27 protein-coding genes are annotated in these 25,008 nt (G+C 63.4%); 16 read left to right on the top strand and 11 right to left on the bottom strand.

Going from position 1 to position 25,008, the window contains the following annotated elements; translation table 11 throughout:
- Positions 1-185: 185 nt before the first annotated feature.
- The 7 genes from C8C92_RS09940 (at position 186) to C8C92_RS09910 (ending at position 5,346) form a co-directional block, all read left to right on the top strand.
- A complete protein-coding gene (locus tag C8C92_RS09940; protein ID WP_116743679.1) occupies positions 186-440 on the top strand; it encodes a hypothetical protein in 255 nt (84 codons plus the stop codon).
- Positions 441-667: 227 nt separating this feature from the next.
- The gene (locus C8C92_RS09935; protein ID WP_116743678.1) at positions 668-2,041 is read left to right on the top strand and encodes a DEAD/DEAH box helicase; all 1,374 of its coding nucleotides are present in this window, start codon (positions 668-670) and stop codon (positions 2,039-2,041) included.
- 133 nt (positions 2,042-2,174) lie between these two features.
- Positions 2,175-2,975, top strand: a complete 801-nt coding sequence (otnI, locus tag C8C92_RS09930; protein ID WP_116743677.1) for a 2-oxo-tetronate isomerase — start codon at positions 2,175-2,177, stop codon at positions 2,973-2,975.
- Between the two features lie 88 nt (positions 2,976-3,063).
- Positions 3,064-3,906 (top strand): hypothetical protein, encoded by an 843-nt coding sequence (locus C8C92_RS09925; protein ID WP_116743676.1) that lies wholly within the window; start codon positions 3,064-3,066, stop codon positions 3,904-3,906.
- The gene (locus C8C92_RS09920) at positions 3,891-4,364 is read left to right on the top strand and encodes a hypothetical protein (RefSeq protein WP_116743675.1); all 474 of its coding nucleotides are present in this window, start codon (positions 3,891-3,893) and stop codon (positions 4,362-4,364) included. Before C8C92_RS09925 ends, C8C92_RS09920 begins: the two co-directional genes overlap by 16 nt.
- Before the next feature lie 80 nt (positions 4,365-4,444).
- Positions 4,445-4,864 carry a VOC family protein gene (locus C8C92_RS09915; protein ID WP_116743674.1) on the top strand — a complete coding sequence of 140 codons (420 nt, stop codon included), beginning with the start codon at positions 4,445-4,447 and terminating at the stop codon, positions 4,862-4,864.
- Between the two features lie 110 nt (positions 4,865-4,974).
- Positions 4,975-5,346, top strand: coding sequence for a TraR/DksA family transcriptional regulator (locus C8C92_RS09910; protein ID WP_116743673.1), 372 nt, complete (start codon positions 4,975-4,977; stop codon positions 5,344-5,346).
- A 184-nt stretch (positions 5,347-5,530) separates the two neighbouring features.
- Here C8C92_RS09910 and phbB read toward each other — a convergent pair whose 3' ends face one another.
- Positions 5,531-6,277, bottom strand: coding sequence for an acetoacetyl-CoA reductase (phbB, locus tag C8C92_RS09905; RefSeq protein ID WP_116743672.1), 747 nt, complete (start codon positions 6,275-6,277; stop codon positions 5,531-5,533).
- Between the two features lie 169 nt (positions 6,278-6,446).
- Between phbB and C8C92_RS09900 the strand changes: the two genes are divergently transcribed.
- A complete protein-coding gene (locus C8C92_RS09900) occupies positions 6,447-7,313 on the top strand; it encodes a universal stress protein (protein WP_116743671.1) in 867 nt (288 codons plus the stop codon).
- A gap of 21 nt (positions 7,314-7,334) precedes the next feature.
- On the opposite strand, the gene C8C92_RS09895 is transcribed toward C8C92_RS09900, so the two are convergent.
- The 7 genes from C8C92_RS09895 to C8C92_RS09865 form a co-directional block, all read right to left on the bottom strand.
- On the bottom strand, positions 7,335-7,688 hold the full coding sequence (locus tag C8C92_RS09895; protein ID WP_071078622.1) for a hypothetical protein: 354 nt from the start codon (positions 7,686-7,688) through the stop codon (positions 7,335-7,337).
- A gap of 197 nt (positions 7,689-7,885) precedes the next feature.
- A complete protein-coding gene (locus tag C8C92_RS09890) occupies positions 7,886-8,452 on the bottom strand; it encodes a glycine zipper domain-containing protein (protein WP_116745908.1) in 567 nt (188 codons plus the stop codon).
- Positions 8,453-8,576: 124 nt separating this feature from the next.
- On the bottom strand, positions 8,577-9,320 hold the full coding sequence (locus C8C92_RS09885) for an amino acid ABC transporter ATP-binding protein (RefSeq protein WP_116743670.1): 744 nt from the start codon (positions 9,318-9,320) through the stop codon (positions 8,577-8,579).
- Positions 9,317-10,009 carry an amino acid ABC transporter permease gene (locus C8C92_RS09880; protein WP_116743669.1) on the bottom strand — a complete coding sequence of 231 codons (693 nt, stop codon included), beginning with the start codon at positions 10,007-10,009 and terminating at the stop codon, positions 9,317-9,319. Before C8C92_RS09880 ends, C8C92_RS09885 begins: the two co-directional genes overlap by 4 nt.
- Positions 10,009-10,686, bottom strand: a complete 678-nt coding sequence (locus tag C8C92_RS09875) for an amino acid ABC transporter permease (RefSeq protein WP_116743668.1) — start codon at positions 10,684-10,686, stop codon at positions 10,009-10,011. Before C8C92_RS09875 ends, C8C92_RS09880 begins: the two co-directional genes overlap by 1 nt.
- 20 nt (positions 10,687-10,706) lie before the next feature.
- Entirely contained in the window at positions 10,707-11,537 is an 831-nt protein-coding gene (locus tag C8C92_RS09870) for a transporter substrate-binding domain-containing protein (protein ID WP_116743667.1), read from the bottom strand.
- Positions 11,538-11,629: 92 nt separating this feature from the next.
- Positions 11,630-13,720 carry a serine hydrolase domain-containing protein gene (locus tag C8C92_RS09865; RefSeq protein ID WP_165829355.1) on the bottom strand — a complete coding sequence of 697 codons (2,091 nt, stop codon included), beginning with the start codon at positions 13,718-13,720 and terminating at the stop codon, positions 11,630-11,632.
- 164 nt (positions 13,721-13,884) lie between these two features.
- On the opposite strand from C8C92_RS09865, the gene C8C92_RS09860 reads away from it, so the two are divergent.
- Positions 13,885-15,543 (top strand): sensor histidine kinase, encoded by a 1,659-nt coding sequence (locus C8C92_RS09860; RefSeq protein WP_116743665.1) that lies wholly within the window; start codon positions 13,885-13,887, stop codon positions 15,541-15,543.
- Positions 15,540-16,229 carry a LytTR family DNA-binding domain-containing protein gene (locus tag C8C92_RS09855; protein WP_116743664.1) on the top strand — a complete coding sequence of 230 codons (690 nt, stop codon included), beginning with the start codon at positions 15,540-15,542 and terminating at the stop codon, positions 16,227-16,229. The genes C8C92_RS09860 and C8C92_RS09855 overlap by 4 nt, the downstream gene beginning before the upstream one ends.
- 9 nt (positions 16,230-16,238) lie before the next feature.
- Here C8C92_RS09855 and C8C92_RS09850 read toward each other — a convergent pair whose 3' ends face one another.
- Together C8C92_RS09850 and C8C92_RS09845 are read right to left on the bottom strand one after the other, a co-directional pair.
- Entirely contained in the window at positions 16,239-17,111 is an 873-nt protein-coding gene (locus C8C92_RS09850) for a M90 family metallopeptidase (protein ID WP_116745907.1), read from the bottom strand.
- Positions 17,112-17,344: 233 nt separating this feature from the next.
- Complete coding sequence (locus C8C92_RS09845; RefSeq protein ID WP_099760033.1) at positions 17,345-17,881, bottom strand: winged helix-turn-helix domain-containing protein; 537 nt, start codon at positions 17,879-17,881, stop codon at positions 17,345-17,347.
- A gap of 411 nt (positions 17,882-18,292) precedes the next feature.
- Here C8C92_RS09845 and C8C92_RS09840 point away from each other — a divergent pair, with 411 nt between their 5' ends.
- The gene (locus tag C8C92_RS09840; RefSeq protein ID WP_099760034.1) at positions 18,293-18,529 is read left to right on the top strand and encodes a hypothetical protein; all 237 of its coding nucleotides are present in this window, start codon (positions 18,293-18,295) and stop codon (positions 18,527-18,529) included.
- A gap of 60 nt (positions 18,530-18,589) precedes the next feature.
- Here C8C92_RS09840 and C8C92_RS27435 read toward each other — a convergent pair whose 3' ends face one another.
- Positions 18,590-18,769, bottom strand: a complete 180-nt coding sequence (locus tag C8C92_RS27435) for a hypothetical protein (protein WP_165829353.1) — start codon at positions 18,767-18,769, stop codon at positions 18,590-18,592.
- Positions 18,770-18,913: 144 nt separating this feature from the next.
- Between C8C92_RS27435 and C8C92_RS09835 the strand changes: the two genes are divergently transcribed.
- From C8C92_RS09835 to C8C92_RS09815, 5 genes are all read left to right on the top strand, one after another.
- Positions 18,914-19,915: an ABC transporter substrate-binding protein gene (locus C8C92_RS09835; RefSeq protein WP_116743663.1), complete on the top strand. Its 1,002-nt coding sequence runs from the start codon at positions 18,914-18,916 to the stop codon at positions 19,913-19,915.
- A gap of 15 nt (positions 19,916-19,930) precedes the next feature.
- A complete protein-coding gene (locus C8C92_RS09830) occupies positions 19,931-20,752 on the top strand; it encodes an ABC transporter permease (protein WP_096234589.1) in 822 nt (273 codons plus the stop codon).
- A gap of 11 nt (positions 20,753-20,763) precedes the next feature.
- Positions 20,764-21,555, top strand: a complete 792-nt coding sequence (locus tag C8C92_RS09825; RefSeq protein ID WP_100876234.1) for an ABC transporter ATP-binding protein — start codon at positions 20,764-20,766, stop codon at positions 21,553-21,555.
- A 107-nt stretch (positions 21,556-21,662) separates the two neighbouring features.
- Positions 21,663-23,558, top strand: coding sequence for an ATP-binding protein (locus C8C92_RS09820; protein WP_116743662.1), 1,896 nt, complete (start codon positions 21,663-21,665; stop codon positions 23,556-23,558).
- A complete protein-coding gene (locus tag C8C92_RS09815) occupies positions 23,558-24,904 on the top strand; it encodes a sigma-54 dependent transcriptional regulator (RefSeq protein WP_096234587.1) in 1,347 nt (448 codons plus the stop codon). Before C8C92_RS09820 ends, C8C92_RS09815 begins: the two co-directional genes overlap by 1 nt.
- The last annotated feature ends 104 nt before the right edge of the window (positions 24,905-25,008 follow it).

Raw genomic sequence — 25,008 nt, 5'->3', positions numbered from 1 at the left:
TATGAAAAAAGATGGTACTGCATGGCGCTTCTGCTCCTGATATGCTGCGAAGCTGTGCGTGCCGGGCCAGTGCCATGCAGTATGCATGCACAAAAACGAAAACAAAAACGGAAAGAATACAAAGTTATAGTCAATTTTTTCGATGATATAGAATAGACCACCGACATACGCACAAGGGGAAGAACATGGGATTTGAATTCAGGATCACGGCCAGCCTGGCGCAGGACCAACGCCAGCACATCGCGCAACTACTGGCGGCGCTGCCGCAGGCGCCGTGCGCACCCGGCAGCGCCATGCCAGAGACCGATATCCGGCTGACGGATGCCGGCCTGTATATATGCCAGCACCTGCGCCCGGATCCGTGGCACGGCCTGGAGACCGTGCGCGCCTGGCTCGATGCCCATGGCGTGCGCTACGCCGTCGACGAGATCGACGACTAAGCGCCATGGCATGACCAGCAACAAGGGGAGGCGCGCCAGCCCTCCCTTTTCTTTACTTGCGACATTGCAAAGCTGAAACAAAACAGGCGCGTTTTTGCCATGCTGTTATACTTCGCGTGTGCGGCACATATGACCAGTCCCCTTGCCGCTGTCTTTCGACCCCTAATCTGATTGCCTGCGACTGGCGCCCCCCGATGGCGACAGGCCGATCTCACAATAAAGTTACCATGTCCTTTTCCTCCCTCGGATTGTCCGACGCTATCGTACGTGCCGTTACCGAACACGGCTACACCGTGCCGACCCCGATCCAGACGCAGGCGATTCCCGCCGTGCTGGCTGGCGGCGATTTGCTGGCCGGCGCACAAACCGGTACCGGCAAGACGGCCGGCTTCACCCTGCCCTTGCTGCACCGCCTGTCGACTGACGCGAATGGCGCAGCCATCACCAGCAACACGTCCACGCGCCCGATCCGCGCCCTGATCCTGGCACCGACGCGCGAACTCGCCGCGCAGGTCGAGGAAAGCGTGCGCACCTACGGCAAATACACCAAGCTGAACTCGACCGTGATCTTCGGCGGCGTCGGCATCAACCCGCAAATCAAGCAGCTCAAACACGGCGTCGACGTGCTCGTCGCCACGCCGGGCCGCCTGCTGGACCACATGGGCCAGGGCACGGTTGACCTGTCGAAAGTGGAAATCCTGATTCTGGACGAAGCCGACCGCATGCTCGACATGGGTTTCATCCGCGACATCAAGAAAGTGCTGGCCGTGCTGCCGCCGAAACGCCAGAACCTGCTGTTCTCGGCCACGTTCTCGGAAGAGATCAAGGCCCTGGCCGACGGCTTGCTGAACAAACCAGCCATGATCGAAGTAGCGCGCCGCAATTCGACCGTGGAAGTGATCCAGCAAAAGATCCATCCGGTCGACCGCGACAAGAAGCACCCGATGCTGTCCTACCTGATCAAGTCGAATAACTGGACGCAAGTACTGGTATTTACGCGCACCAAGCATGGCGCGAATAAACTGGTCGAGCAACTGGGCGCGGACGGCATCGGCGCCCTGGCCATCCACGGCAACAAGAGCCAGTCGGCGCGCACGCGCGCCCTGTCCGAGTTCAAGGATGGCACCCTGCAAGTGCTGGTCGCCACCGACATCGCCGCGCGCGGTATCGATATCGACCAGTTGCCGCACGTCGTCAACTACGACTTGCCGAACATCCCGGAAGACTATGTGCACCGTATCGGCCGTACGGGCCGTGCCGGCGCCAAGGGCGAAGCCGTGTCGCTGGTCTGCGTGGATGAGCACGAAATGTTGAAAGACATCGAAAAGCTGATCAAGCAAACCCTGCCGCGCGAAGTCATCGCAGGCTTCGAGCCAGACCTGAACGCCCGCGCCCAGCCTGTGCAATTGCGCAGCGGCACCGGCGGTCACCGCAACAACAGCCGCGCGCCAGCGGGCGCCGTGGTGCGCGTGAAAACCGGCGGTAGCGGTGCCAAGCCACGCAGCGCCGGCCCGGCGGGCGGCGGTGGTGGCGGCGGCAACCGTTCCGGCAATGCGCCGCGTTCGGCGGCTTCGCATCGCTCCGGCGGCCGCGGTCGCTAATACACGCTGGTAAGCGCGTATTGCAGCAATAAAAACCGTTCCAGGACTTGTTTCTGGAACGGTTTTTTTATGCACGCCACCGATTGCCGATTTGGGCTAGGATAGAGCCCATCATCCTCACCTGCGTGCTGCCATGCCGAACTTCGCTGCCAACCTCAGCATGATGTTTACCGAACTGCCCTTCCTGGACCGCTTTGCCGCCGCCAGGGAAGCGGGCTTCGATGCCGTCGAATTCCTGTTTCCCTATGCCGTCGAGGCGCAACAGATCGCCATGCGGCTGGAACGCCACCATCTGCAGCTGGCAGTCTTCAATTTTCCACCCGGCGACTGGGACCACGGCGAACGGGGCATCGCCTGCGATCCGCGCCGGGGCGAAGAATTCCGCAGCAATGTGCAATTGGCGCTCAACTACGCGCTGGCGCTGGGCGCGAAACAGCTGCACTGCATGTCCGGCATCGTGCCACCCGGCATGAGCCTGGAACGGGCGCGGCAAAGCCTGATCGGCAACCTGCAATATGCCGCCGACGCCTGCCAGCCGCACGGCATCCACGTGCTGATCGAGCCGATCAACCGCTACGACATGCCCGCTTACTTTCTGAACCATAGTCAGCAAGCGGCCGACATCATCGCCGACTGCCAGCGCAGCAATATTTTCCTGCAATACGACATCTATCACATGCAGCGCATGGAGGGCGAACTGAGCAACACCATCCGTGCCCTGCTGCCCCTGATCCGCCACATCCAGATCGCCGACACGCCGGGCCGCCACGAACCGGGCACGGGCGAAATCAACTATCGCCATCTGTTCAAGCTGCTGGACCAGGTCGGCTACGCTGGCTGGGTCGGCTGCGAATACCGTCCTGCGGGCGATACCGTGGCCGGACTGGGCTGGCGCGAACAATTGACGGGCATCTCGGGCACAAGCGGCGCCTGATCGCAGCACGCTTGCGCCCGCACAAGGCGGGCAGCGCAGGCCGGCACGACAATACCTTTCCATACAGTATTTCCTGTCGAGAGGTAACGTGTCCGCCCTACCCGCCCGCCATGGCCGCAACCTTGGCCTGCACCTGCACCTGCACTTGTACCTGAGCCTGAGCCTGAGCCTCTTCCTGGCTGGCGTGCTGTGCGGCTGCGCCACTCCACGCACCGAGCTGGCGCAGGTGCGCGCCCTGGCCGCCGGCACCGATGCCTTGAACGCCTTCAGCGAACTGTCGCAGCGCCACGTCGACACTTACCAGCGCGCCCGTCCCTATCTGTCCCCCGCCGAAGACGCGCGCGAACGCCTGCTCGATGCCCAGCGCCGCGCCGCGCAAGCCGATGTCGCGCGCCTGACGCAAGCCGTGCGCCTGTACCTGCAGGCGCTGGGCCGGCTGGCGCAAGCCGACGCGTATGACGTGCAGCCCGAACTGACCAGCGCCAGCGCCGCCATCCGCGCCTGGCCCGGCAGCGGCATCGATGACCGCCATGTCAGCGCGTACACCCTGTTGCTGCAGCAACTCTCGCGCCTGGCCGGCGCGGCCAGCCAGCAGAGGCACCTGGCGCAGGTACTGCACGACGGCGATGCGCCGCTGCAAGCCCTGCTGGCCGCGCTCGACAACTTGCTGGCGCTGTACGACAAGAGCGGCGACAACGAGCGCGACATGGTGCTCGGCTTGCTGGACGTGGAAATCGCGTATGCCGACACGCCGCAGCAGCGCCTGTTGGCCGTGCTGGCGAAAAACATGCAACAAAGCAAAACCGAAGAGTATCGCCTGCTTGGATTGCGCCATACCCTGGCGCGCCGGCAACTGGCGGCACTGGGGCGCGAACACGCCCAGCTCGCTGCCGCCCTCACCACCACGGAGGCAAGATGGACGGATCAGTAGGCAGGAGCAGCGACAGCGAACGCCGCGAAGCGGCTCTCAGCAGCGCCATGCGCGTCGAGCAACTGGCCGACAGCCTGTCGCAGGCGGCCGTCACCCTGCATGGCGCCGTCATGCGCGCCATCCGCAAGCGCGCCAGCCAGGGAGAAAACGGTATCAGCCACAGTCAGGCACAAGCCGTCTTCGCACTGGAAGTGGCCTTGCGCCAGCAAGCCAACCAGCTGTATGCCGATGCCGCCGGGCATACGGTGACCGGCCTGGAAACGGCGCAGCGCCAGCTCAGCGGCCTGCTCGACACGGTGCGCCTGCGCATCGCCCGCAACGACGACGTGCGGCACTGGATCAGCCTGGCGACGAGCTTGTTGCACCTGGGCAGCGCCGTCCTCGCCGGCAATCCCGAGCGCATCCTCAGCACCCTGGGCAAGGTGCGTGAGCGGCTGCAAGAGATGACGCCGGACTGATTGAATTTGTCCGGCCAGCGCCTATACTGGGACGTCCCTGCATGGCAATCGTGCCCGCGGGACCACCAGAGGAGGCCAATATGCGTATCGAACCGTATTTGCAATTCAGTGGTAATTGCGCGCAAGCGCTGGAATACTACCGCCAGCACCTGCATGGCACAGACCTGTGCCTGATGCCGTTTCGCGGCTCGCCGGGCCAGGAGCAGGTCAAGGAAGACTGGTACGACAAGATCATGCACGGCTCCGTGCAGCTGGGTTCCACCATGCTGATGGGCTCGGACGGCGGCTGCACCGAGGATGGCGCCAAGGGCATGAGTGGCTGCTCGGTCTGTCTGACCCTCGACACGCCGGAGGAAGCGGAACGGGTCTTCGACGCGCTGGCGCGTGACGGCAACATCCAGATGCCGCTGGAAGAAACGTTCTGGGCCAAGCGCTTCGGCATGCTGAAAGACCAGTTCGGCGTCGCCTGGATGGTCAACTGCCTGAAGGAGCCAGCATAGAACAGCCCGTGCCTGCCTGCGCCGCATCAAACGCGGCGCGGGCGGTAGCGCAAGCAGAGCGGCCAATCTTGGACTACCATGATGGAAGTAACCTCTACCGGGTGACAACCATGAATGGATTGCCGCAAGACCAGTTGCAACGCCTGCAAGGCTTGCTGGAGCAACGCAAGCTGGCGTTGCTGGAACAGATCGAGAACGAGGCGGCCGAAGCCAATGCGCGCGCCTCACTGCTCAATGAAATCGAAGCCTCGCCGGCCGACAACGCCAGCGTGCACACCTTGAACGCCCTCGTCAGCGAAGCGGCCGAGCATAACCTGGCGCAGCTGGCCATCATCCGGCACGCGCTGGCCAAGTTTGCCGATGGCAGCTACGGCCAGTGCGACAACTGCGGCGAAGCCATCGGCCTGTCGCGCCTGAACGCCCGCCCGGAAGCGCGCCTGTGCATCGATTGCCAGACGCGGCTGGAAAAAGCCCAGCGCTGAGCAGCGTGACCGTACCATGACGGCTGCGCAACAACAAAGGGCAAGGCATCGCTGCCCTGCCCCCTGTTTTCCAGCGTACCTACGATGCTGCCTGTCGTCCTCCGCCAGCATCGTGCGTGCCGGCTGGGTGGACGGGTCTCCTCTACTGCCATTGCCCTGCTTCAAGTATCCAGCTGTACGCTGATTAACTCATGTGCTGTCCGCCATTGATGGCGATGTTCGCGCCCGTGACGAACGCCGCCTCGTCGGAGGCCAGGTAAGCCACCAGGGCCGCCACCTCGTCCGGCTCGCCCAGGCGGCCCAGGGGAATCTGCGGCAGGATCTTCGTTTCCAGGATATCGGCCGGCACGGCCGTCACCATCTGCGTGCGCAGGTAGCCGGGCGAGACCGTGTTGACGGTGATGCCGTGGCGCGCCACTTCCAGCGCCAGCGCCTTGCTGAAGCCATGCACGCCCGCTTTCGCGGCCGCATAGTTGCACTGGCCGAACGCGCCCTTCTGGCCATTGACGGACGAGATATTGATGATGCGGCCCCATTTTTTTTCCAGCATGGGTTCGAGCACCTGCTTGCTCATGTTGAACAGGCTGTCGAGATTGGTGCGCATGACCTCGGCCCAGTGCGGCAATTCCATCTTGCGCATGCTCTGGTCGCGCGTGATGCCGGCATTGTTGACCAGCACGTCGATGCGGCCGAACTGCGCCAGCACGCTGGACACGGCTTCGCTGCAGGCAGCGAAATCGCTCACGTCGATGGCCAGCGGGTGAAAATAATACTGCTGCGCCTGTTGCTCGTCGAGCCAGCTTGCCACGCGCGCATTGCCCGGCGTATGTGCCGCCACAACGGCAAAGCCCGCCGCATGCAGGCGGCGGCACAAGGCCGTGCCCAGGCCGCCCATGCCGCCCGTGACCAGTGCTACCTTTTGTTCCGTCATTGCTGTCTCTCCCCGCTTGTTATGGTTGTTCTGCGTGGGATCAAGTGTAGGAGCAGTTTTTATCTCCAGCTTTGCGCCAGATCAAGTGCTCAGCCTGATGCAGTCGTGCGCGGCCGGCACCCCGGACTGTGCCAGAATGGTTCCCTACCGCACAGCGAGAGGACAGGCCATGACGTACAAGACCGTATTGCTCCACATCGACGACAGCGCCGGGCGCGCCGCCCGCATCGACGCGGCTGCCAGCATCGCCCAGGCGTGCGGCGGCCACCTGACGGGCGTGGCGCTGACGGGCGTGTCGCGCCTGCTGTACCAGAACCAGCCCGACCTCGACGCCGACCCGAACCTGAGCTTGCATTTGAACTTCCTGCGCGAACGGGCGACGCGCGCCCTCGACGGTTTCGAAGCACAGGTGCGCGCGGCCGGCGTCGCCTCGTTCGAACAGCGCGTGCTCGACGACGAGGCGGCAGGCGGCATCAGCCTGCTGGCCCGCTATGCGGACCTGGTCGTCATCAGCCAATACAATGCCAAGGATAAATCGCCGTCCGTGATGCGCGACTTTCCCGCCTATGTGCTGCTGCATTCGGGCCGCCCCGTGCTGATCGTGCCGTACGCGCCGCCGCTGCCCTTGCTGGCGCCGCCGGCGGCCGCGCGCAATGTGCTCATTTCCTGGAACGCCAGCAAGGAAGCGAGCCGCGCCGTGAGCGCCGCCCTGCCCCTGCTGCAGCGCGCCGGGCAAGTCCACGTCGCCATCTTCGATGCCCAGGTGCATGCGGCCGAACACGGCGAACAGCCGGGCGCCGAGCTGACGCACTACCTGGCGCGCCACGGCGTGGAAGCGCGGCTGCATTTGCTCGATGGCGGCGGCGTGCGGCGCGGCGATATCGGCGAAGCGCTGCTGTCGCAGGCGGCCGACCTGTCGGCCGACTTGCTGGTGATGGGCGCGTATGGCCATTCGCGCCTGCGCGAAACCATCCTGGGCGGCGTCACGCGCACGATTCTGCAGAGCATGACTATTCCCGTGCTGATGGCGCACTAGGCCTTTGGAAAGACGGCAGGGTTAGCCGCCCTGCCAGGGCTGGCTGCGGATCTTCGCCACCTGGCGCTGCGCCAGCCACTGCCACAGCTGCAGCGCGTCGCCCTGCGGCAGGGCCGACATGTGGCGCGGACTGGCCAGGGCGATTTCGCAATCGCGGTCCGACCATTCCTCGAAAGTGACTTCGCCTCCGCTAGCGACCTCGACCTGATACATCAAGCCGTCGTCGTAGCCAAAGCGCAGCAAGACGGCGGCCGGGCTGCCGTCCGGCGTGGCGCCGCGGTAGACCTCGGCCAGCGCATCGGCCAGCTGTGCCGGCGAGGGCGCGCAGATGTCGCGCCCATCGGCCCGTGTCAGAATGAACCATGCCTGTGTCATGACGCGCCCTCCTATCCATACTCGTTAGCATGCGAGGCAAGTACTACAGGCAGTCACCTTGGTCCAGTGTCACTACGGGCGCGCGGAAACTATCCCTGTCGGCATTGTTTACCAATAATTACCAATACTAACAAGTATCATACCTAAAATTGCATGCAGCGCGGCATTTATGCATGTTGCGCGGCGGGCGCGCCGATTCACGCCACCAGCACGGGAATGCTGAGCGGATCGAAATCGTGCCAGTCGCCGTTGGCGATCGTGCCTTCCGCTTCCTCGATATGCTCGGCGCCCAGACGGTGCAGCGCCTCGAGCGCCCGTTCGCGCTCGTCGAGGCCACCCAGCGCGACGGCGATCAGCATGCCAGGGTGGCGGGGATGGCGGCGGTTTTCGCCCTTGTTTTCGCCATGTTTTTCGGACTCGCCCGCCTCCTTCATTTTATTGAAACTGTAGAGCGAACCCACGTGGGCGCCCACCAGCGCGCCGACGACGGGACCGAGCGGCCCTGTCGCCAGGGTGGCGGCGGCGCCGATGCCGGCGCCCACCACCGCACCCACGGCCACGCCTTCCACTACGCCTTCCGGCGTCTCTTTGGCGCCGGGCGACATGTCGCGGTCGCCGCCGAGCGCGTGCAAATCGTGCTGCCCCGGCTGGTTGACAAAGAAGGCGCTGATGCGGCTATCGGAAAACCCCGCCTGGTTCAGGGCGGCGCGCGCGGCGTCTATCTGTTCCTGCAACTGAAAATGACCTGCGATGATGCGTGACATGATACGGCCCTCCTGGTCGGCTGCGGGCGCACCGTGCGCCACCGTTCCAGCGTGCGCCTGACCACCGCGAAATACCGTTCGCTTACGCACACAGCCGCTCACTCACGCCCACTCCTGTGCCCACTCATGCGGATACGCCGAACGGGCTGCGTATATCGGAGAGGAATTGTTGTGCGCGCGCATGTTGTGGCCGCGCAAAGAAATCCTCGGGCGTGGCGCGTTCCAGCACGTGCCCGTGATCCATGAACCAGACGCGGTCCGCCACCTCGCGCGCGAAACCCATCTCGTGCGTCACGCACACCATGGTCATGCCGCCCTGCGCCAGGTCGCGCATCACTTGCAGCACTTCGCCCACCATTTCCGGGTCCAGCGCGCTGGTCGGTTCGTCGAACAGCATCAGCGGCGGCTGCATGGCCAGCGCGCGGGCAATCGCCACCCGCTGTTGCTGGCCGCCCGACAGGGCCGCCGGCATGGCGCGCGCCTTGTGCGCCAGCCCCACCCGTTCCAGCAGGGCCAGCGCCCGCTCCTCGGCTTCGCGCCGGGTCAGGCCGCGCAAGCGCTGCGGCGCCAGCGCGCAATTGTCCAGCACCGATAAATGGGGAAACAGGTTGAATTGCTGGAAGACGAAACCGATGTGCGAGCGGAATGCATTCACGTCCAGCCCCGGTGCGTAAATATCCTGGCCCGCCACCGTGATGCGGCCCGAAGCGATCGCCTCCAGGCGGTTGATGGTGCGGATCAGGGTCGACTTGCCGGAACCGGAGGGCCCGCACACGACCAGCACCTCGCCCTTGGCGACGTGTTCATTGATGCCGCTCAAGGCATGATAGTCGCCATAGTATTTGTTGACGTTGTCAAAGGTGATCATGCTGCCGCTTTCAAAAGACGCGCCTGGCGCCGCTCAAGCCAGAAGGCGGCACGCGACAGGCTGAAACATAAAACAAAGTACGTCATGCCCAGCAAAAAATACACTTGCACGGGCTTGGTCAGCACCAGGCCATTGACTTGCGAGGCGATGAACGACACCTCGGCCAGGCCGATGATGGTGCCGAGCGAGGTTTCCTTGATGGTGGAAACAAACTGGTTCACCAGCGAGGGCAGCATGTGGCGCAGCGCCTGCGGCAGCACCACCGTGCGCATGCTGTCCAGATAGTTCAAGCCCAGCGAACGTGCCGCTTCCACCTGTCCCTTGGGCACGGCTTGCACACCCGCGCGCACAATTTCCGCCAGATAAATGCCGTCGAAGATGACGAGGGCCGCCAGCATGGTGCCGAATTGCCCGCTTTCATGGCCAGTAATACTCGGCAGGAAGAAATATGCCCAGAAGATGACGAGCAGCAAGGGGATGCCCCGCACCACATGGATCAGCGCGGCGACGGGCCAGCGCAGCAGGCGCCAGGGGCTCAGGCGCGCCAGCCCCAGCAACAAGCCGAGCGGCAAGCTGAGCACCAGCGCCAGGCTCGCCAGCAATACCGTCAACGCCAGGCCGCCCAGCGGCCCCTCGGGATAGCGTCCCACGAGGAAATACAGCCAATAATCGTGGATGAGTTCCAGCATCAGGACACCTTCCTTTGCAGCAAGGCCGCCAGGCCCGCGATCAGCAGCGAAACGGCCAGGTAGGCCGCGCTGGCGAAAACGAACGCCTCCACGCTGCGGAACGAGGCCGCTTCCACGCGTTGCGTCTGGTACATCAGCTCGGCCACGCCGATGACGGTGGCGATGCTGGTGTTTTGCCACAGGTTCAGGGTTTGCGATAGCAGCGGCGGCGCGGCCAGTCGCAGCGCCTGCGGCACGATGCACAGGCGCATGGTGGAGAGAAAGCTGAAGCCCAGCGCCCGGCCCGCTTCGAATTGCTGGGCGGGAATGGCACGGATGCCGCTGCGGATGTCTTCCGCCATGTAGGCGGCCGTGTATAAGGTCAGGGCCACGATGGCGCTGGCCGCTTCGATATTGCCGGCATACAAGCGCTCCTTCCACGAGTCGGGCAGCAATTCGGGCGCGCCGAAATACCAGAACAGGAAGTGGGCCAGCAAGGGCACGTTGCGGATCAGCTCGACGTACGCGGCGCCCAGGCCATTAAGCAGGCGCGACGGCGCCAGGCGCAGCATGGCCACGCCGCACGCCAGCGGCAGGGCCAACAGCAAGGTAATGCCCATCAGTTGCAAGGACAGCAGCAAGCCGGAGACCAGCCAGTCGCAGTAGTCGCCGGACAGCAAAAAGTTCAGATCAAACATGCGGAAGCGTCAGGCGAGGTTCAGGCGTCGATCTTGTCCGATTCAATTTTAAATGTGCGTTTCTGGAACTTCACATTGCTCGTCGGGCCATACCATTTGAAAAACAGTTTTTCCGCCTCGCCCGATTTTTCCAGTCCCCGCAACACCTGGTCGACGGCTGTTTTCACGCCTTTCTCTCCCTTGCGGATGCCGAAGGCAAACACTTCCTGGCTGATGTTTTGCGGCAGCACAAGGTAATCTTTTTGCGCGGCGCCCAGCTTGGCGTAGTTGTTCAGCAGCGAGACTTCATCGTCGACATAGCCGACACCCTTGCCCTGCTGCAAACCCAGATACGCCTGGCCCGCCGTCTCGAACGTCACCACGTCCACGCCGGGCACGGCCTTGCGGATGTTCGGTTCCTGCGTGCCGCCCTTGACGGTCAGCACTTTCTTGCCGGCCAGGCCAGCGACCGTCGTGATATTGCTGCTTTTTTTGACCAGCACGCGCTGGCCCGTGTAAAACGTGGACAGGGAAAAATCGATCAGCGCTTCGCGCTCCTTGTTGTGCGTCAAGGACGCCGTCAGGATGTCGATGCGCCCCTGCTGCAATTCGGGAATGCGGGCAGCCACGGCCAGCTGTTTCACGACCGCTTTGACGCCGAGGCCCTGGGCGATGGCGCGGCACAGGTCCACTTCATAGCCGACCAGCTGGCGCGACTTGGCGTCGATAAAACTGTTCGGCTCGTCCGTGCCCAGGGTGCCGCAGACCAGCTCGCCTTTCGCCTTGATGGCGGCCAGCTGGTCCGCTTGCGCCACCTGAGTGAAGGCGATGGAGGTGAAAAGAAGCGCGGCGAAGTGAAGACGGTTCTGCATGGGATTCCTCTGGTGGCGTAATGAATGCCGCCATTAGACCGCAGCGCCCTTATTTCCAAAAAGGAATCTTTTCACCATTGTTTATAAAGAATTCATCTAAGGCGAATGATCGCCGCTTTTGCCCCCACCGCGCCCGGATAGCGGGGATCGAGTTGCAGCGCCTGCCTGTAGGCCTCGACAGCCTGCTGGCGCAAGCCTTGCTCCACATAAAACTCGGCCAGGCTGTCTTGCAGATTCGCATCGCGCGGATGCAGGCTGACGGCCGCCTGCAACACAGCCATGCCTTGGCCCACGGCGCCGCTGCCTTTCAGGCGATACGCTTCCAGGTTCAGCGCCGCCGGGCTGGCCGCGCCCAGCGGGTCGCGCTCCAGCGCCAGGCGCAGGGCGGCAATGGCGGGTTCGGTCTTGCCGGCGCGCAGCAAGATCAAGCCTTGCAGCGCATGCGCGCGGTCGCTGAGCGGATACAGCGCCACGGCCAGGCGACTGATCGCCAGCGCAGCCTCTGCCTCGCCGCGCGCGGCCGACCCTTGCGCCAGCTCCAGCAGTTCCGGCACGAAATCGGGATAGGCGCGCTGGCCGCGGAAGGCCGTGCGCAGCTGGCTATCGAGTTCAGGAATGGACGCGGGCGCTACCGGCCAGGCGATGGCGGCCGTGCGGTCCCAGCTGGCGGCCAGGGTCACGATGGCTTGCTCGAAGGCGGGGTCAAAACGGGGCAAGGTGCCGGTCGCTTTGCTTTGCGACAACAGGACATAGTCGCGCGCAAACGCCAGCGCGCCGCCGCGTGAATAGGTGCCCAGGTCGATGCCCGACTGGCGCAGCGCCTCGGCCATGCTGGCACCGGCCACCAGAAAGGCTCTTCCGCCGGCGGGATGGCGGGCCGCCTCGATGAAGGCGCGCGCCGCCGTGGCGTCCGGCGCCAGCGCCTGGCGGTTGATTTGCAGGAATGCCTCGCGCGTGGCGGTGGCGTCGGCATACGGCTCATGCGTGCGCTCGGCATGCGCCCTGCCCTCCTCGAACAGGCCTTGCGCCACCTGGTAAGCGCGCTGCGCGCCGGCCTCGGCGATATACGTATTGAGCTGCCACGGCTCGCCCGTGACGACCTCGAACAGGCGCTGCACGAAGGCCTCGGGATTGACGCGCTCGAGATTGGCGGCGACGGCAATGGTCAGCTTGCGCGAGGGAAAGCTGTACAGATACGTGACGGTTTCCGGCTGCTGGCCGCTGTGCGCGATGGCGTAGCGCCCACCTGCCGGGAAGATTTCCCAGCCCATGCCGTAATTCGTCAAGCGGCCCGCGCGCGTGGCCATCGGCTGCACCATGGCGGCCACGCTGGCTGCCGACAGTATCTTGCCTGCATGGACGACCCTGCCAAACGCCAGCATGTCGGGCACGCTGGCGCGCGTGCCGCCAGCCGAAAAGCGGCTGCTGATGTCGACGAATTCGGAATTCTTCCACTCCTTGCCGGCCAGCCGGTAGCCGCGCACGCGGTGGGCGATCACGGCGTCCGGATCATCCAGCACGATAGCGTCCATACCCAGCGGCCCCCATACGTGGCGCCGCATGTAGCCGCCATAGCTTTCGCCCGAGGCGCCCTCGATGACGGCGCCCAGCAAGTTGTAGCCATAGCTGGTGTAGCGGAAGCGCGTGCCCGGTTCGGCGATCAGGTCGAACTGCTCGAAGACGGCGATGGACTGGCGCGTATCCTTGTGCTCCTTGAAATGCTGCTCCACCTTGCTGTCGCGGTAGGCGTCGATGCCGCCCAGGTGGCCCAGCAGCTGGCGCACCGTCACGGGGAACGCTTTGACGGGGAAGTACGGCACATAGGTTTGCACGGGTGCATCCAGGTCGACCTTGCCCTGTTCGACCAGCTGCAAAATGGCCACCGCCGTCATGGGCTTGGTGACGGACGCCAGCCGGTAGCTGGAGCGGGCCGTGGCCGGCACCCGGTTTTCCAGGTCGGCATAGCCGTAACCTTTTACCCATTCCACATCGCCCTGGCTGAAACCGACGGTGACGCCCGGGATGCGCTGCGTGGCCATGCGCTGGGCAGCCCAGCCGTCGAACTCCATCAGGCGCGCAGCCAGCGCAGCGGAGGGAGCAGATGAGGGAGCGGAGGCGGCCTGCGCCACGCCGCACAACAGCGCCAGCGCGCCGGCGAAAGCATAGTATTTGCTGCTTTGCATAGTCATGATTCCATGGTGAGGGCCGTGTGCACAGCACGGCGCTGATGCATGGTAAGTGTCTTTTACACACTGTTGGCGGGCCGTGCACGAAATGCACGCAGCCCGCACGAACGGCACCGAAGACGATGAAAATGTTGCAAAGGGTTGGCAAATGAGCAGCTACAATGCCCGCCATGCCCTCCTTCTTCCGCTACCTGCTGCGGTACTGCCTCGCTTGCTGCCTGGCCTTGCCCTCTTTCGCCTGCGCCATGCATCCGCTATCGCTGGACGACGGCTGGCGCACCTGCGGCAACACGCCGTCTGCGCCCGCCGCGCTGCAGCAGCTGGTGCGGCCAGGCCTGTTGCTATGCGTGGAACGCGAGGTCACCCTGGCCGCCACGCCGTCGTCGACGCAACTGCTGGTGCTGTCGGCCTTGGCCGCCAGCGAACTCTGGCTCGATGGCGACAGGATCGGCAGCAATGGCCAACCGGCCCGCCAGGCCAGCGGGGAACGCGCGGGCGACATCGATTTCGCCATCCACCTGACGCCACAGCAATTGGCCATGGGCAAGCATCATCTGCGGTTGCTGTTGTCGACGCAACAGGTGCCGGCGCACCTGGCGTCGCCCTTTTATGCGCTGTACCTGGTCGACCGGCAAGACTACCGCGCGGCGCTGGCCTGGTACCGGCTGCCGCCGCTGCTGCTGGCCGGAGCGCTGGGCGCCGTCGCCCTGCTCTTCCTCGTCTTGACGGCGCTGTACCAGCGGCAACGGCACTGGGCCATGTTTGCCGCGCTGTGCCTGGTGGCGGCGCTGCTGCTGGTGGCGGAACTGTGGCGCAGCTTTGCCGGCTATGCCTATCCCTTGCACATGCCGCGCCTGTACGCCGTCTGCGCCCTGACCTGGCTGTTTTCCACCTTGCTGCCCCTGTATTTCTATACGGCTTACCGCCTGCCGCGCTGGCCGCTGGCGGCGGCAGTACTGCTGGCGTGCATCGCGCTGGCCGGCGCCTTGCCCACGCATTTCGACGCGCGCTGCTGGTGGATGTTTCTGACGGGCCTGGCAGCGAGCCTGGCGCTGAACCTGATCGCCGTGTGGCGCCGCCTGCCGGGCAGCCGCGGCGGCACCTTGATCGCGTTGGCCTCGTGCGCCCTGTTCCTGCTGACGGGCAGCCAGTTTGCCGAGGGCGGCTTCGCCCTCGTCGTGTGCTTCTTGCTGCTGCCCCTGTGTGCGCAATTGCTGGCGCAGCTGCTGCGCGAACGCGGCAAGGCGGCGCGCGCCCAGCAGCTGGAAAACCAGCTCTTGCGCAAAAGCATGCAACCGCATTTCCTGATGAATTCCCTGAGCCTGATCAGCGAACTCAATGCGCAATCGCCGCAGGCGGCCGAAACCTTCATCGAGGCGCTGGGCGCCGAGTTACGCATGCTCAACGAGTTTGCCCAGCAGCCCAGCATTGCCCTGACGCAGGAACTGGCCCTGTGCCAGAATTACCTGAGCATCATGGGCACGCGGCTGCAGCAACCGTGCAGCCTGCAGCTCGATGGCGAGGCGGCGGGCATTACCGTGCCGCCCGCCATGTTGCTGACGGCGCTGGAAAATGCGTTCAGCCACAACCGCTACCGCCACGGCGCGGCTTTTATCCTGCGCATCGCACAACATGCGCAAACGCACGTGCTCACCCTGCTCCTGCCCGAAGGCGTAGCGCGCCCGCATGCGGGTAGCGGCGTGGGGGAACAGTACATCCGCGCCAGCCTGCACGCCGTGTTCGGCGATGCTGCCCACTATGCCAGCGAACAGCATCAGGCAGGCTGGCGCCTCACCTTTACCTTGCCGGCGGCGCCATGAATGTGTTGATACTGGAAGATGAACCGCTGATCGCGCAAGGTCTCGAACGCGAGGTGCGTGCGCATTTCGGCGCGCGCCTCAGCAATCTCGTGCTGCATGACAATGTGCCGCAAGCGCTGGCCACCCTGGCGCAGGAGCAAGTCGACTTGCTGCTGCTGGATTTGCATCTGCACGGCGCCGATGGCTACGACCTGCTGCGCCTGGCCCAAAAGGCCCCGTTCCAGACCATCATCGTCTCGGCCCACGCGGAACGCTCGATCACGGCCTTCGAGTTTGGCGTGCTCGACTTCGTTGCCAAGCCGTTCAGCCGCGAACGCCTGCACAAGGCGCTGCAACGCTATACGGGGCGGCACACGGAAGCTGCCTCGCTGGCCGTCAAGAAACGGGGCGCGCTGGAATGGATCGCCTTGGCCGATATCGACCATGTGCAAGCCGATGGCCACTACAGCAACATCGTGCTGCGCAGCGGCGAACAGTACTTTCACGACTTGCCTATCGACAAGCTCATGGCCCTGCTGCCGCCCCACTTCCTGCGCGTGCACCGCTCCTACATCGTCAACAGCCTCGGTTTCAAGCGGCTGCAGATCGCCGCAGGCGGCAAATACGCGCTCGACACGCAGACCAGCACGGGCATTCCCGTCGCGCGCAGCAGCTATCCCGCGCTGAAACAGCGGCTGCTGGGTTAACGTCCCCGCTTACCAGTGCTGGGCAAAGTTGGGAAATGGCGAGGCCATGTGCTCGGGCTCCACGGGTGGCGCCATCCAGTCGCGCGGGTCGACCTTGTAGTACTGCAAGAATTGCGCATACAGTTCTTCGTGGTGCTCGGCCATCTGGTAGGGCTTCTCAAAAAAGGTTTCCGTGGCCACGGCAAAGAATTCGGCGGGATTCGTGGCGCCGTAATGGTCCATCACGCTGTGCTGCTGGTAGATGGCGTCATGGCGCAGGTTGTCGAAGTCGCGCGACAGCACCGTGGCCCAGCTGCGGTAGCTCGACACGCTGGGCAGGTAGGGCGCGCCATTTGCGGCGCCCGATTCGCTGTCGAGCTGGTGGGCGAATTCATGCAACACCACATTGTGGCCATCGGTCCAGTCGGCCGCACCGCGCTGCACATGGTCCCAGGCCAGCACCACGCGGCCATCGCCCCAGGATTCGCCCAATAAACCATTGGCCGATGGCGTGACCACACCGCCCGGCCCCACTTCATTGCGCGTGACGATGAATTCAGTGGGATACACGAGGATGGTGTCGAGTTCCGGATACACCTGGGTCTGGCGATTCAGCAGCAGCAAACAGGCCTGGCCGGCGATGGTGTAGCGCATCTCGTCCGTGATCTCCAGGCCGCCGCAACCGACGAATTTCTTCTGGTACAGGAATTGCACGACGAGCCGGCGCAACTGTTCCTGCAGCGGCGCCGGCATGCGGAGATACACGGGAATATTCTTTTCCAGCACGGCCAGGCCTTCAGGCGGCAAGGGCGTGGACAGGGCCCGCTTCAAGCGCCAGCGGGGAAACCACAGCGACAAGACGATGGCGGCCGTGACGAGGGCGATCCACAGCAGCGGATTCATGCGGCGGCCCGTTTCGGGCAAGGCAGTGGCGGACACGATAACAAGGCGGCGTAGGCAGACAAGGACAAGCTCCTTCGAATGAACCCGCAGCGGGACGAGCGGGCAGTCCAGCCCACATGGGGATGCTTGCAGTCTTTTCAATCAGACTACGTGAAACGGCCTGCCTGAACGCCAAAAGCCGGGTTGCAACCCGGCTTCTATTACGTCACAACGCCTGACAAAACCGTCGGGTGTTACTCGGCAGATTTTTGCTGTGGGGCACCAAACAATGCGGCGACGAGCGGATCGCGCGTCACGGGACCGCGGTTGACGCGGATGGCGTAATGCGTATCATCGGCCAGGATGTGGAAATGGCGGCCGCTGCCTGCCATGCTTTGCTCGCGCAGGCCGGGACGATCCTTGCGCGGTGGCGCGCCTTCGCGTTTCGGCTGGACGATGGCGGCCAGGAAGGCGCGCACGCGCTCAGGATCTGGCGTCAGCTGGTACACTGCCTTGCCTAGGTAGGTGGCCGTGCCTTCGATGTAGCGGGCCAGTTCGATCACGCCCGCTTCGCGCAAGTCGCGGATGTATTTGCGGGCGCCCGATGGAGAAAACTTGAGGAACCAGGCGATTTCATCGGCCAGCATCTCGTGCAGCGACAATTCGCCGATCAGCTTTTGCATGTTTTCGATGCGGCGCAGGGTGGCCGACGTCGAACGCACGCGCTCGATCGGTGCCATGGAAATGGGATTCAGGCGCTCCGGGGGGATGGGTGCTGCGCGCTCTACCATTTGCGAGCCTTTTTCGGGGCTACGAAGTTCCTGGTGCGCTGCCTTTAATTCGCTCTTCACGTGAGACTGAGTCATTGCATGCATTTGAATACTCCTTTTAAACGATTGCCGGTAGCCCGGATTGTTAAGTTCTTGGCAATTTTTATACCAGAACACCACGAATCCTGAGCGTCTGGACACAGAATGCCATCCTGCTCTTCCTTGGTCTGTGCGTTAACGAACATTAGGAACAAGAAAGTGAAAAATATTTCCTCACTGAATTATTTCCACAAAGCATCTACATGCAGTGACATTTCTGCGCTCAAGGTGAAGTGGCGAACAGAAGCATCGGCATTCTTGCCATAAATTCAAGCTTCACGCGCGGCGCCCGCCGCCGCCTCGCGATACCTCGACTCTTGCAAAGGAATCATCATGAAAATACCTGCCCTGTTGGCCGCCGCCTTGCTCGTCTCCCTGTCCGCCTGTAAAAAACCGGCAGATGCGCCCCTGCCCGAAATGGCACCGAACCCCGCTTCCGCCCCGCAGGTGATGCCCGCCCCCGTCACGCCAGCCGTACCGGAAGCCGGTCCCGGCCACGTGACGCCGCCCGCGCCGCTGACCGACCCAGCCACCGCGCCTGCACTGCCGCCCGCCACGGCGCCGAAATAACCCCGCCAACCGGCGATCGATCAGGCGCCCGCGTGGCGCCGCCCCTACTCCACGGGGGAGTTACGCGTTGCCAGCCTGTTTGCAACGCGTTTTTTTACGATTGGAGTCGGCCACGCCGTGAAGGTTCACCCGCATGCCGTCCCGCAAGCGCCGCGCCAGGAATGCGGCAATCCGCACAAGCTTTCCCCTCGCCGTGCGGAAAGACGGAATATCGATATTTTCCATTTTCAATAGAATCAAATTAAACCTTTATAAACAATCACTTGCAATAAACGCCAAAATGCGCTCCACTGGCACGGAAGATGCTTTTATATTTTCATAACCGCCATCAGAGCGGCAGCCTGACCCAATATAAAAACCATCTACCTTTTTGGAGACAACAGCATGGCAAGCACCTTCCGCATCTCGTCCTTCCTGAACACCAAGGCACTGGCCGTGGCCGTCGCACTGGCCGCGCAATTCCCGCTCGCCGTCCACGCGGCCGACCTGGTCCGCCTGGGCAACCTGAAATTCGCCCATTACGGCGCCGTTGCCTACATGAAGGAAATCGCGCCCAAATACGACCTGAAAATCGAGGAACGCATCTTCGCCAAGGGCCTCGACATCGTGCCAGCCATGATCGCCGGCGAAATCGACGTCTCCGCCAGCGCGCTGGAAGCGGCCATCACGGGCCGCGCCACGGGCTTGCCCGTGTACCTGGTGGGCGGCTTCGCCAAGGGCGGCGTGCAAATCGTCGGACGTCCCGATCTGAACATCAAGGGCATTGCCGACCTGAAAGGCAAGAAAGTCGGCGTCACGCGCGGCGGCCCGCAGGAAATCCTGCTGTTTGCCGAACTCTCCAAGGCCAAGCTGACCTGGTCCGACAAGCCGGGCAAGGACGTGCAGATCCTGTACATGGGCTACCCTGACCTGAACCAGGCTCTCTTGACCCGCGACATCGACGCCATGAGCCAGTCCGAGCCTTACTCCACGCAGGCGATCCACAAGAAATACGGTTCGGCCATCCTCAAGCCGTATGACACGCCGCTGGGCGAGCCCGTGCGCGCCCTCGTCATGACGGAAAAGATGTACAAGGAAAAGCCGGCCGTGGCCCAGCGCTTCATGGATTGCTTCGTCGCCGCCACCCGGGCGTTTTTGGCCGACCCGAAACTGGCGGAAAAATACGTGCGCGAATCGATGTTCAAGAACCAGATCACGTCCGACGATTACCGCGATGCCATCGACAACGCCATCTTCACGGAAGACATCACGCAGAGCCACGTGCAACTGACCACCGACTACATGGTGAAATTCGGCGTGGGCCGCATGGCCAAGCCGCCTGCCGCCAAGGACTGGGTCAAGCTCGACCTGCTGGAAAAAGCCAAGAAAACCTACGCTCCACGCTAATCTGAAAGTGTCACGATGAATATTCAAATGATGAAACGCTTCGCGCACGGTGCCATCGTGCCCGTGGTCGTGCTGCTGTTCTGGCAAGCACTGTCCACGTTCGGCTGGATCAACCCGCAAATCCTGCCCTCGCCCGTGGCCGTGGTGGTGAAATGGTATGAATACCTGATCCCCATGCAAGCGTACACGCCCGAAGCGGGCAATTACCTGGTGTGGATGTTCTCCGGCGAACTGCCGCACGACGCCTGGGCCAGCCTGTCGCGCGTGCTGGGCGGCTTCGCCATCGGCGCCGGCCTGGCCTTGCCGCTGGGCTTGCTGATGGGTACCAACAAGACCATCTATAAACTGTTCGACCCGCTGGTGCAGGTGCTGCGCCCGATTCCGCCGATCGCCTACATTCCGCTGGCGATTTTGTGGTTCGGCCTGGGCAACCCGCCCGCCTTCTTCCTGATCAGCATCGGTTCCTTCTTCCCCGTGCTGATGAATACCATCGCCGGCGTGCGCCAGGTCGACGGCATCTACATCCGCGCCGCGCGCAACCTGGGCGCCAGCCAGATGACGATGTTCCGCCGCGTCATCCTGCCGGCGGCCACGCCGTATATTTTGGCCGGCGCGCGCATCGGCATGGGCACGGCCTTCATCGTCGTGATCGTGGCCGAAATGATCGCCGTCAACAGCGGCCTGGGTTTCCGCATCCTGGAAGCGCGCGAGTACTTCTGGTCTGACAAGATTATCGCCGGCATGTTTACCATCGGCCTGTTCGGCCTGGCCATCGATATGGCCATGAATGCACTGAATAATCATTTGCTGCAGTGGCACCGCGGCCTGGAACACTGAGAGGAACGGCCATGACCACGATCAATATCAATGCAGTCAATAAAATCTTCACCACGGGCGGCGCCGACGTCATCGCCCTGAAAGACATCAACCTGGAAATCGCCAGCGGCGAGTTCATCTGCCTGCTGGGGCCGTCCGGCTGCGGCAAGTCGACCCTGCTCAATGCCATCGCCGGCTTCTCGCAGCCGACGTCGGGCCAGATCCTGGCCGGCGGCAAGCTGATCACCGAGCCCGGCCCCGACCGCGGCATGGTGTTCCAGGAATACGCGCTGTTCCCGTGGATGACCATCGAGAGCAATATCGCTTTCGGCCTGGAAATCGCTGGCAAGACGCCGGCTGAAATCCGCGAACGCGTCGACATGCTGCTGAGCATGCTGGGCTTGACGGAATTCCGTGCCCGCTACCCGAAAGACTTGTCGGGCGGCATGCGCCAGCGCGTGGCGATTGCCCGCGTGCTGGCCCTCGATTCGCCCATCATGCTGATGGATGAACCGTTCGGCGCGCTGGATGCCTTGACGCGGCGCAACCTGCAAGATGAATTGCTGAAAATCTGGAAAGTCTTCGGCACCACCATCGTTTTTGTCACGCACTCGATCGAGGAATCGATCTACCTGGCCGACCGCACCATCGTCATGACCTACCGTCCCGGCACCATCAAGCGCGACGTGGCCATCGACCTGCCCCGCCCGCGCGACCCGAGCGACCCCGAGTTCAACCGCCTCAAGCGCATGCTGGGCGAGATGGTGATGGAAGAGCAGCAGCGTCATCACAATGCGGAAACGATGGCGAGTACGGCAGATTAGTCGTCGTGCGACCATACCCCAAAGCAAGTGCCGGGGTCGGACCTTAAGGTCCGACCCCAGTCCTTCGCTTTGGGGTCACATCTATTCAACCCGACACACGGAGCACCATGGCACTCGGCAAATGGACACTGAGACAAGCGCTCGGCCCCCTGCTGGCCGTGGGTTCGCTGGCCGTGCTGACGTGGGCGTCGTATGCCTGGGTCAAGCAGCGCCAGCTCGATGAATTGCACCGCACGCTAGACTCGCGCGCGGAACTGTATGCGGCGTCCATCGGCGGCGCCCTGAATAAATACGAATTCCTGCCCCTGGCCGTGGCCCAGAGCGATGCCGTGGCGCAATTGCTGGAACAGCCCGGCGCCGACAGAGTCACGCAGATCAACGCCTACCTGGTCGACATGAACCGCCGTGCAGGCGCCTTTGCCGTCTACGTGCTCGACGACAAGGGCACGACCCTGGCATCGAGCAACTGGCAAGACCGCAGCTCCTACGTGGGCGTCAACTACGGCTTCCGCCCCTATTTCAAGAACGCGATTGCGGGCGGCATCGGCCGCTTCTACGGCATCGGCTTTTCCACCTTCGAGGCCGGCTATTTCATTTCCCAGCCCGTGCAGCGCGACGGACGCATCATCGGCATCGTCGCCGCCAAGGTCAACCTGGACTGGATCGAGCAATCGTGGCGCACGCCTGGTGCGGGCGAACAGATCTGGGTCAAGGATGCGAATGGCGTGATCATCCTGGCCACCACACCCGCCTTCAAGTTCAAGACCCTGGCACCCCTGTCGCCGGCCGCGAAGAACGATATCAGCGCGCAGCGCCAGTTTCTGCAGGAAAACCTGCCCATTTTGCCGCACAAGGTGCTGCGCCAGTTCGCCGACGGCGCCAGCGTCATGACCCTGGAGCGCCAGCAGTCGGGCGACACGCCGGCCCTGTCCGGCAGCGCCGACAAGGCGGACTACCTGGCCGTGAACCGCGCTCTTGGCCCACTGCAATGGCAAATCACCGTGCTGGCCGAACTCGACCAGGTCAACGAGGCAGCGCGCAACGCGGCCATGGCCGCCGCGCTGGGCTGGGCCTTGCTGCTGCTGGCCCTGATGTATGCGCGCCAGCGCCGGCGCCGCATCGCCGACAAACTCAATGCGCAACAAACCCTGGCGCGCGCCTATGAACAGCTGGAAATCAAGGTCGAGCAGCGCACGGCCGACCTGGTGCACGCGAATGGCCGGCTGCAGGCGGAAGTGGCCGAGCGCGAGCGCGCCGAGCAAACCTTGCGCTATGCCCAGGCGGAACTGGTGCAAAGCGGCAAGCTGGCGGCCATCGGCCAGATGGCGGCCGGCGTCACGCACGAGCTGAACCAGCCGCTGGCCGCCCTGCAGACGTTTTCCGACAATGCCAAGGTGTTTCTGGCACGCGGGCGCATCGACGATGCGCTCGACAACCTGTCGACCATTTCCGACCTCGTCAAGCGCCTCGGCTATGTCACCTCGCAACTGAAAGGCTTTGCGCGGCGCAGCGACGATGCGCGCAAACCCGTCAGCGTGCGCCAGGCGTTTGCGCAAACCATGCTGCAAATCCGCACGCGCAAGCATTCACAGCGCCTGACCCTGCATGAAAGCTGGCCCGAGGACGACATCATCGTGCTGTGCAACGCCATCGGCCTGGAACAGGTGTTTACCAACCTGATCACCAACGCCATGGATGCCGTGCCGGAAAGCGAGCCCGTGCAGATATGGTTCCAGGTGCGCCGCGAAGGTAGCCTTGCCGTGCTGCATATCACCGATAATGGCCCCGGCATCCCGCTGGCCTCGCTCGACAAGATCTTCGATCCCTTCTATACCACCAAGGAACACGGGCTGGGCTTGGGATTGTCGATCAGCGCAGGCATACTGCGCGCGGCCGGCAGCGCACTGGCCGTGCGCAACCGCAGCGCGCAGGAAGGGGGCGGCGCACAATTTACCATCACCCTGAGCTGCGACCCGGGGGAGAGAGACGAAGGAAACATCTGATGCACGAGAATAATTTTGAAGGCATGCAAGTGCTGCTGGTGGAAGACGATGCCGTCGTGCGCAAGGGCGCCCGGCAATCGCTGGAACTGGCAGGCCTGCAAGTGACGGCCGTCGCCACGGCCGAGGAAGCGCTGCCCTGGCTGGTGCCCGAATTTGCCGGCATTTTATTGAGCGATATCAAGCTGCCCGGCATGGATGGCTTGAAACTGCTCGATATCGCCGTGGCGCAGGATGCCAGCCTGCCCGTGATCCTCGTCACGGGCCACGGCGACGTGTCGATGGCCGTGGGCGCCATGCGCCGTGGCGCCTACGATTTCATCGAAAAACCGTTTTCCGCCGACCTGCTGGTGGAAGTGTGCCGCCGCGCGCTCGACAAGCGCCACCTGGTGCTGGAAAACATGAACTTGCGCCGCCAGCTCGAACAGCGGGTCGGCATCGAAGCGCGCATCGTGGGCCGCAGCGCGGCCATGGCCAAGGTGCGCCAGCTGGTGCTGAACCTGGCGCCAAAGTCGGCCGACATCATCATCCTCGGCGAAACGGGCACCGGCAAGGAACTGATCGCGCGCTGCCTGCACGACTTCAGCGAGCGGCGCGACCACCCTTTCGTGGCCATCAATTGCGGCGCCCTGCCCGAATCGATTTTTGAATCGGAACTGTTCGGCCACGAGGAAGGCGCATTTACCGGTGCGCAGCGCCAGCGCATCGGCAAGATCGAATACGCGAATGGCGGCACCCTGTTTCTCGATGAAATCGAAAGCATGCCGCTGGCCTTGCAAGTGAAACTGCTGCGTGTGCTGCAGGAACGGCAAGTGGAGCGCCTCGGCTCGAACAAATTGATTTCCGTCAATTTCCGCGTCATCGCCGCCGCCAAGGAAGACTTGAGCGTGCTGGCGGAACAGGGCAAGTTCCGGCCTGACCTGTATTACCGCCTGAACGTGGCCAGCCTGACGCTGCCCGCCCTGCGCAACCGGCGCGAGGATATCCCGCTGCTGTTCGAATTCTTCGTGCTGCAGGCGGCCTTGCGCTACGGCCAGCCGGCGGCCCTCGTCAGCGGCGAACTGATCGCGTCGTTGATGGCGCAGCGCTGGGCCGGCAATGTGCGCGAGCTGCACAATGTGGCCGACCGCTTCGTGCTGGGCTTGCTCGACGACACCCTGAGTCCGGCCGGCTGCCGCGAAGCGTCGCTGGCCGAGCAAGTCGACACCTTCGAAATCTCCATCATCGAGGAAGCCTTGCGCCGCCACAACGGCAACGTCATCGAGGCGGCGGCTGCCTTGAATATCCCGAAGAAAACCCTGTATGACAAGCTCAAGCGATTTGATATCTCGACGGAACAATTCCGTTGATCAGTAGCAAGTAGCCGACACAGCCATGAGGCGCCGTCCTACCCGTGCCGGCGGACTCCTGTGTGAGAATGCCAGCTCACATCAACACTTGCACTGGACACTGC

It is taken from the genome of Janthinobacterium sp. 78 (assembly GCF_003096775.1).
Lineage (GTDB): Bacteria > Pseudomonadota > Gammaproteobacteria > Burkholderiales > Burkholderiaceae_D > Janthinobacterium > Janthinobacterium tructae.
Note: the sequence above shows the minus strand (reverse complement) of the source record. Positions and strands in the feature narration are given on the sequence as shown.

Coding starts and splice junctions, on each gene's coding strand:
- C8C92_RS09820 (WP_116743662.1), top strand. CDS start 21,663: ATGGCACTCGGCAAATGGACACTGAGACAAGCGCTCGGCCCCCTGCTG.
- C8C92_RS09900 (WP_116743671.1), top strand. CDS start 6,447: ATGACGTACAAGACCGTATTGCTCCACATCGACGACAGCGCCGGGCGC.
- C8C92_RS09850 (WP_116745907.1), bottom strand. CDS start 17,111: ATGAATCCGCTGCTGTGGATCGCCCTCGTCACGGCCGCCATCGTCTTG.
- C8C92_RS09855 (WP_116743664.1), top strand. CDS start 15,540: ATGAATGTGTTGATACTGGAAGATGAACCGCTGATCGCGCAAGGTCTC.
- C8C92_RS09870 (WP_116743667.1), bottom strand. CDS start 11,537: ATGCAGAACCGTCTTCACTTCGCCGCGCTTCTTTTCACCTCCATCGCC.
- C8C92_RS09895 (WP_071078622.1), bottom strand. CDS start 7,688: ATGACACAGGCATGGTTCATTCTGACACGGGCCGATGGGCGCGACATC.
- C8C92_RS09815 (WP_096234587.1), top strand. CDS start 23,558: ATGCACGAGAATAATTTTGAAGGCATGCAAGTGCTGCTGGTGGAAGAC.
- C8C92_RS09885 (WP_116743670.1), bottom strand. CDS start 9,320: ATGATCACCTTTGACAACGTCAACAAATACTATGGCGACTATCATGCC.
- C8C92_RS09830 (WP_096234589.1), top strand. CDS start 19,931: ATGAATATTCAAATGATGAAACGCTTCGCGCACGGTGCCATCGTGCCC.
- C8C92_RS09915 (WP_116743674.1), top strand. CDS start 4,445: ATGCGTATCGAACCGTATTTGCAATTCAGTGGTAATTGCGCGCAAGCG.
- phbB (WP_116743672.1), bottom strand. CDS start 6,277: ATGACGGAACAAAAGGTAGCACTGGTCACGGGCGGCATGGGCGGCCTG.
- C8C92_RS09835 (WP_116743663.1), top strand. CDS start 18,914: ATGGCAAGCACCTTCCGCATCTCGTCCTTCCTGAACACCAAGGCACTG.
- C8C92_RS09825 (WP_100876234.1), top strand. CDS start 20,764: ATGACCACGATCAATATCAATGCAGTCAATAAAATCTTCACCACGGGC.
- C8C92_RS09935 (WP_116743678.1), top strand. CDS start 668: ATGTCCTTTTCCTCCCTCGGATTGTCCGACGCTATCGTACGTGCCGTT.
- C8C92_RS09875 (WP_116743668.1), bottom strand. CDS start 10,686: ATGTTTGATCTGAACTTTTTGCTGTCCGGCGACTACTGCGACTGGCTG.
- C8C92_RS09940 (WP_116743679.1), top strand. CDS start 186: ATGGGATTTGAATTCAGGATCACGGCCAGCCTGGCGCAGGACCAACGC.
- otnI (WP_116743677.1), top strand. CDS start 2,175: ATGCCGAACTTCGCTGCCAACCTCAGCATGATGTTTACCGAACTGCCC.
- C8C92_RS09840 (WP_099760034.1), top strand. CDS start 18,293: ATGAAAATACCTGCCCTGTTGGCCGCCGCCTTGCTCGTCTCCCTGTCC.
- C8C92_RS09880 (WP_116743669.1), bottom strand. CDS start 10,009: ATGCTGGAACTCATCCACGATTATTGGCTGTATTTCCTCGTGGGACGC.
- C8C92_RS09865 (WP_165829355.1), bottom strand. CDS start 13,720: ATGCAAAGCAGCAAATACTATGCTTTCGCCGGCGCGCTGGCGCTGTTG.
- C8C92_RS09845 (WP_099760033.1), bottom strand. CDS start 17,881: ATGGTAGAGCGCGCAGCACCCATCCCCCCGGAGCGCCTGAATCCCATT.
- C8C92_RS09860 (WP_116743665.1), top strand. CDS start 13,885: ATGCCCGCCATGCCCTCCTTCTTCCGCTACCTGCTGCGGTACTGCCTC.
- C8C92_RS09910 (WP_116743673.1), top strand. CDS start 4,975: ATGAATGGATTGCCGCAAGACCAGTTGCAACGCCTGCAAGGCTTGCTG.
- C8C92_RS09920 (WP_116743675.1), top strand. CDS start 3,891: ATGGACGGATCAGTAGGCAGGAGCAGCGACAGCGAACGCCGCGAAGCG.
- C8C92_RS09890 (WP_116745908.1), bottom strand. CDS start 8,452: ATGTCACGCATCATCGCAGGTCATTTTCAGTTGCAGGAACAGATAGAC.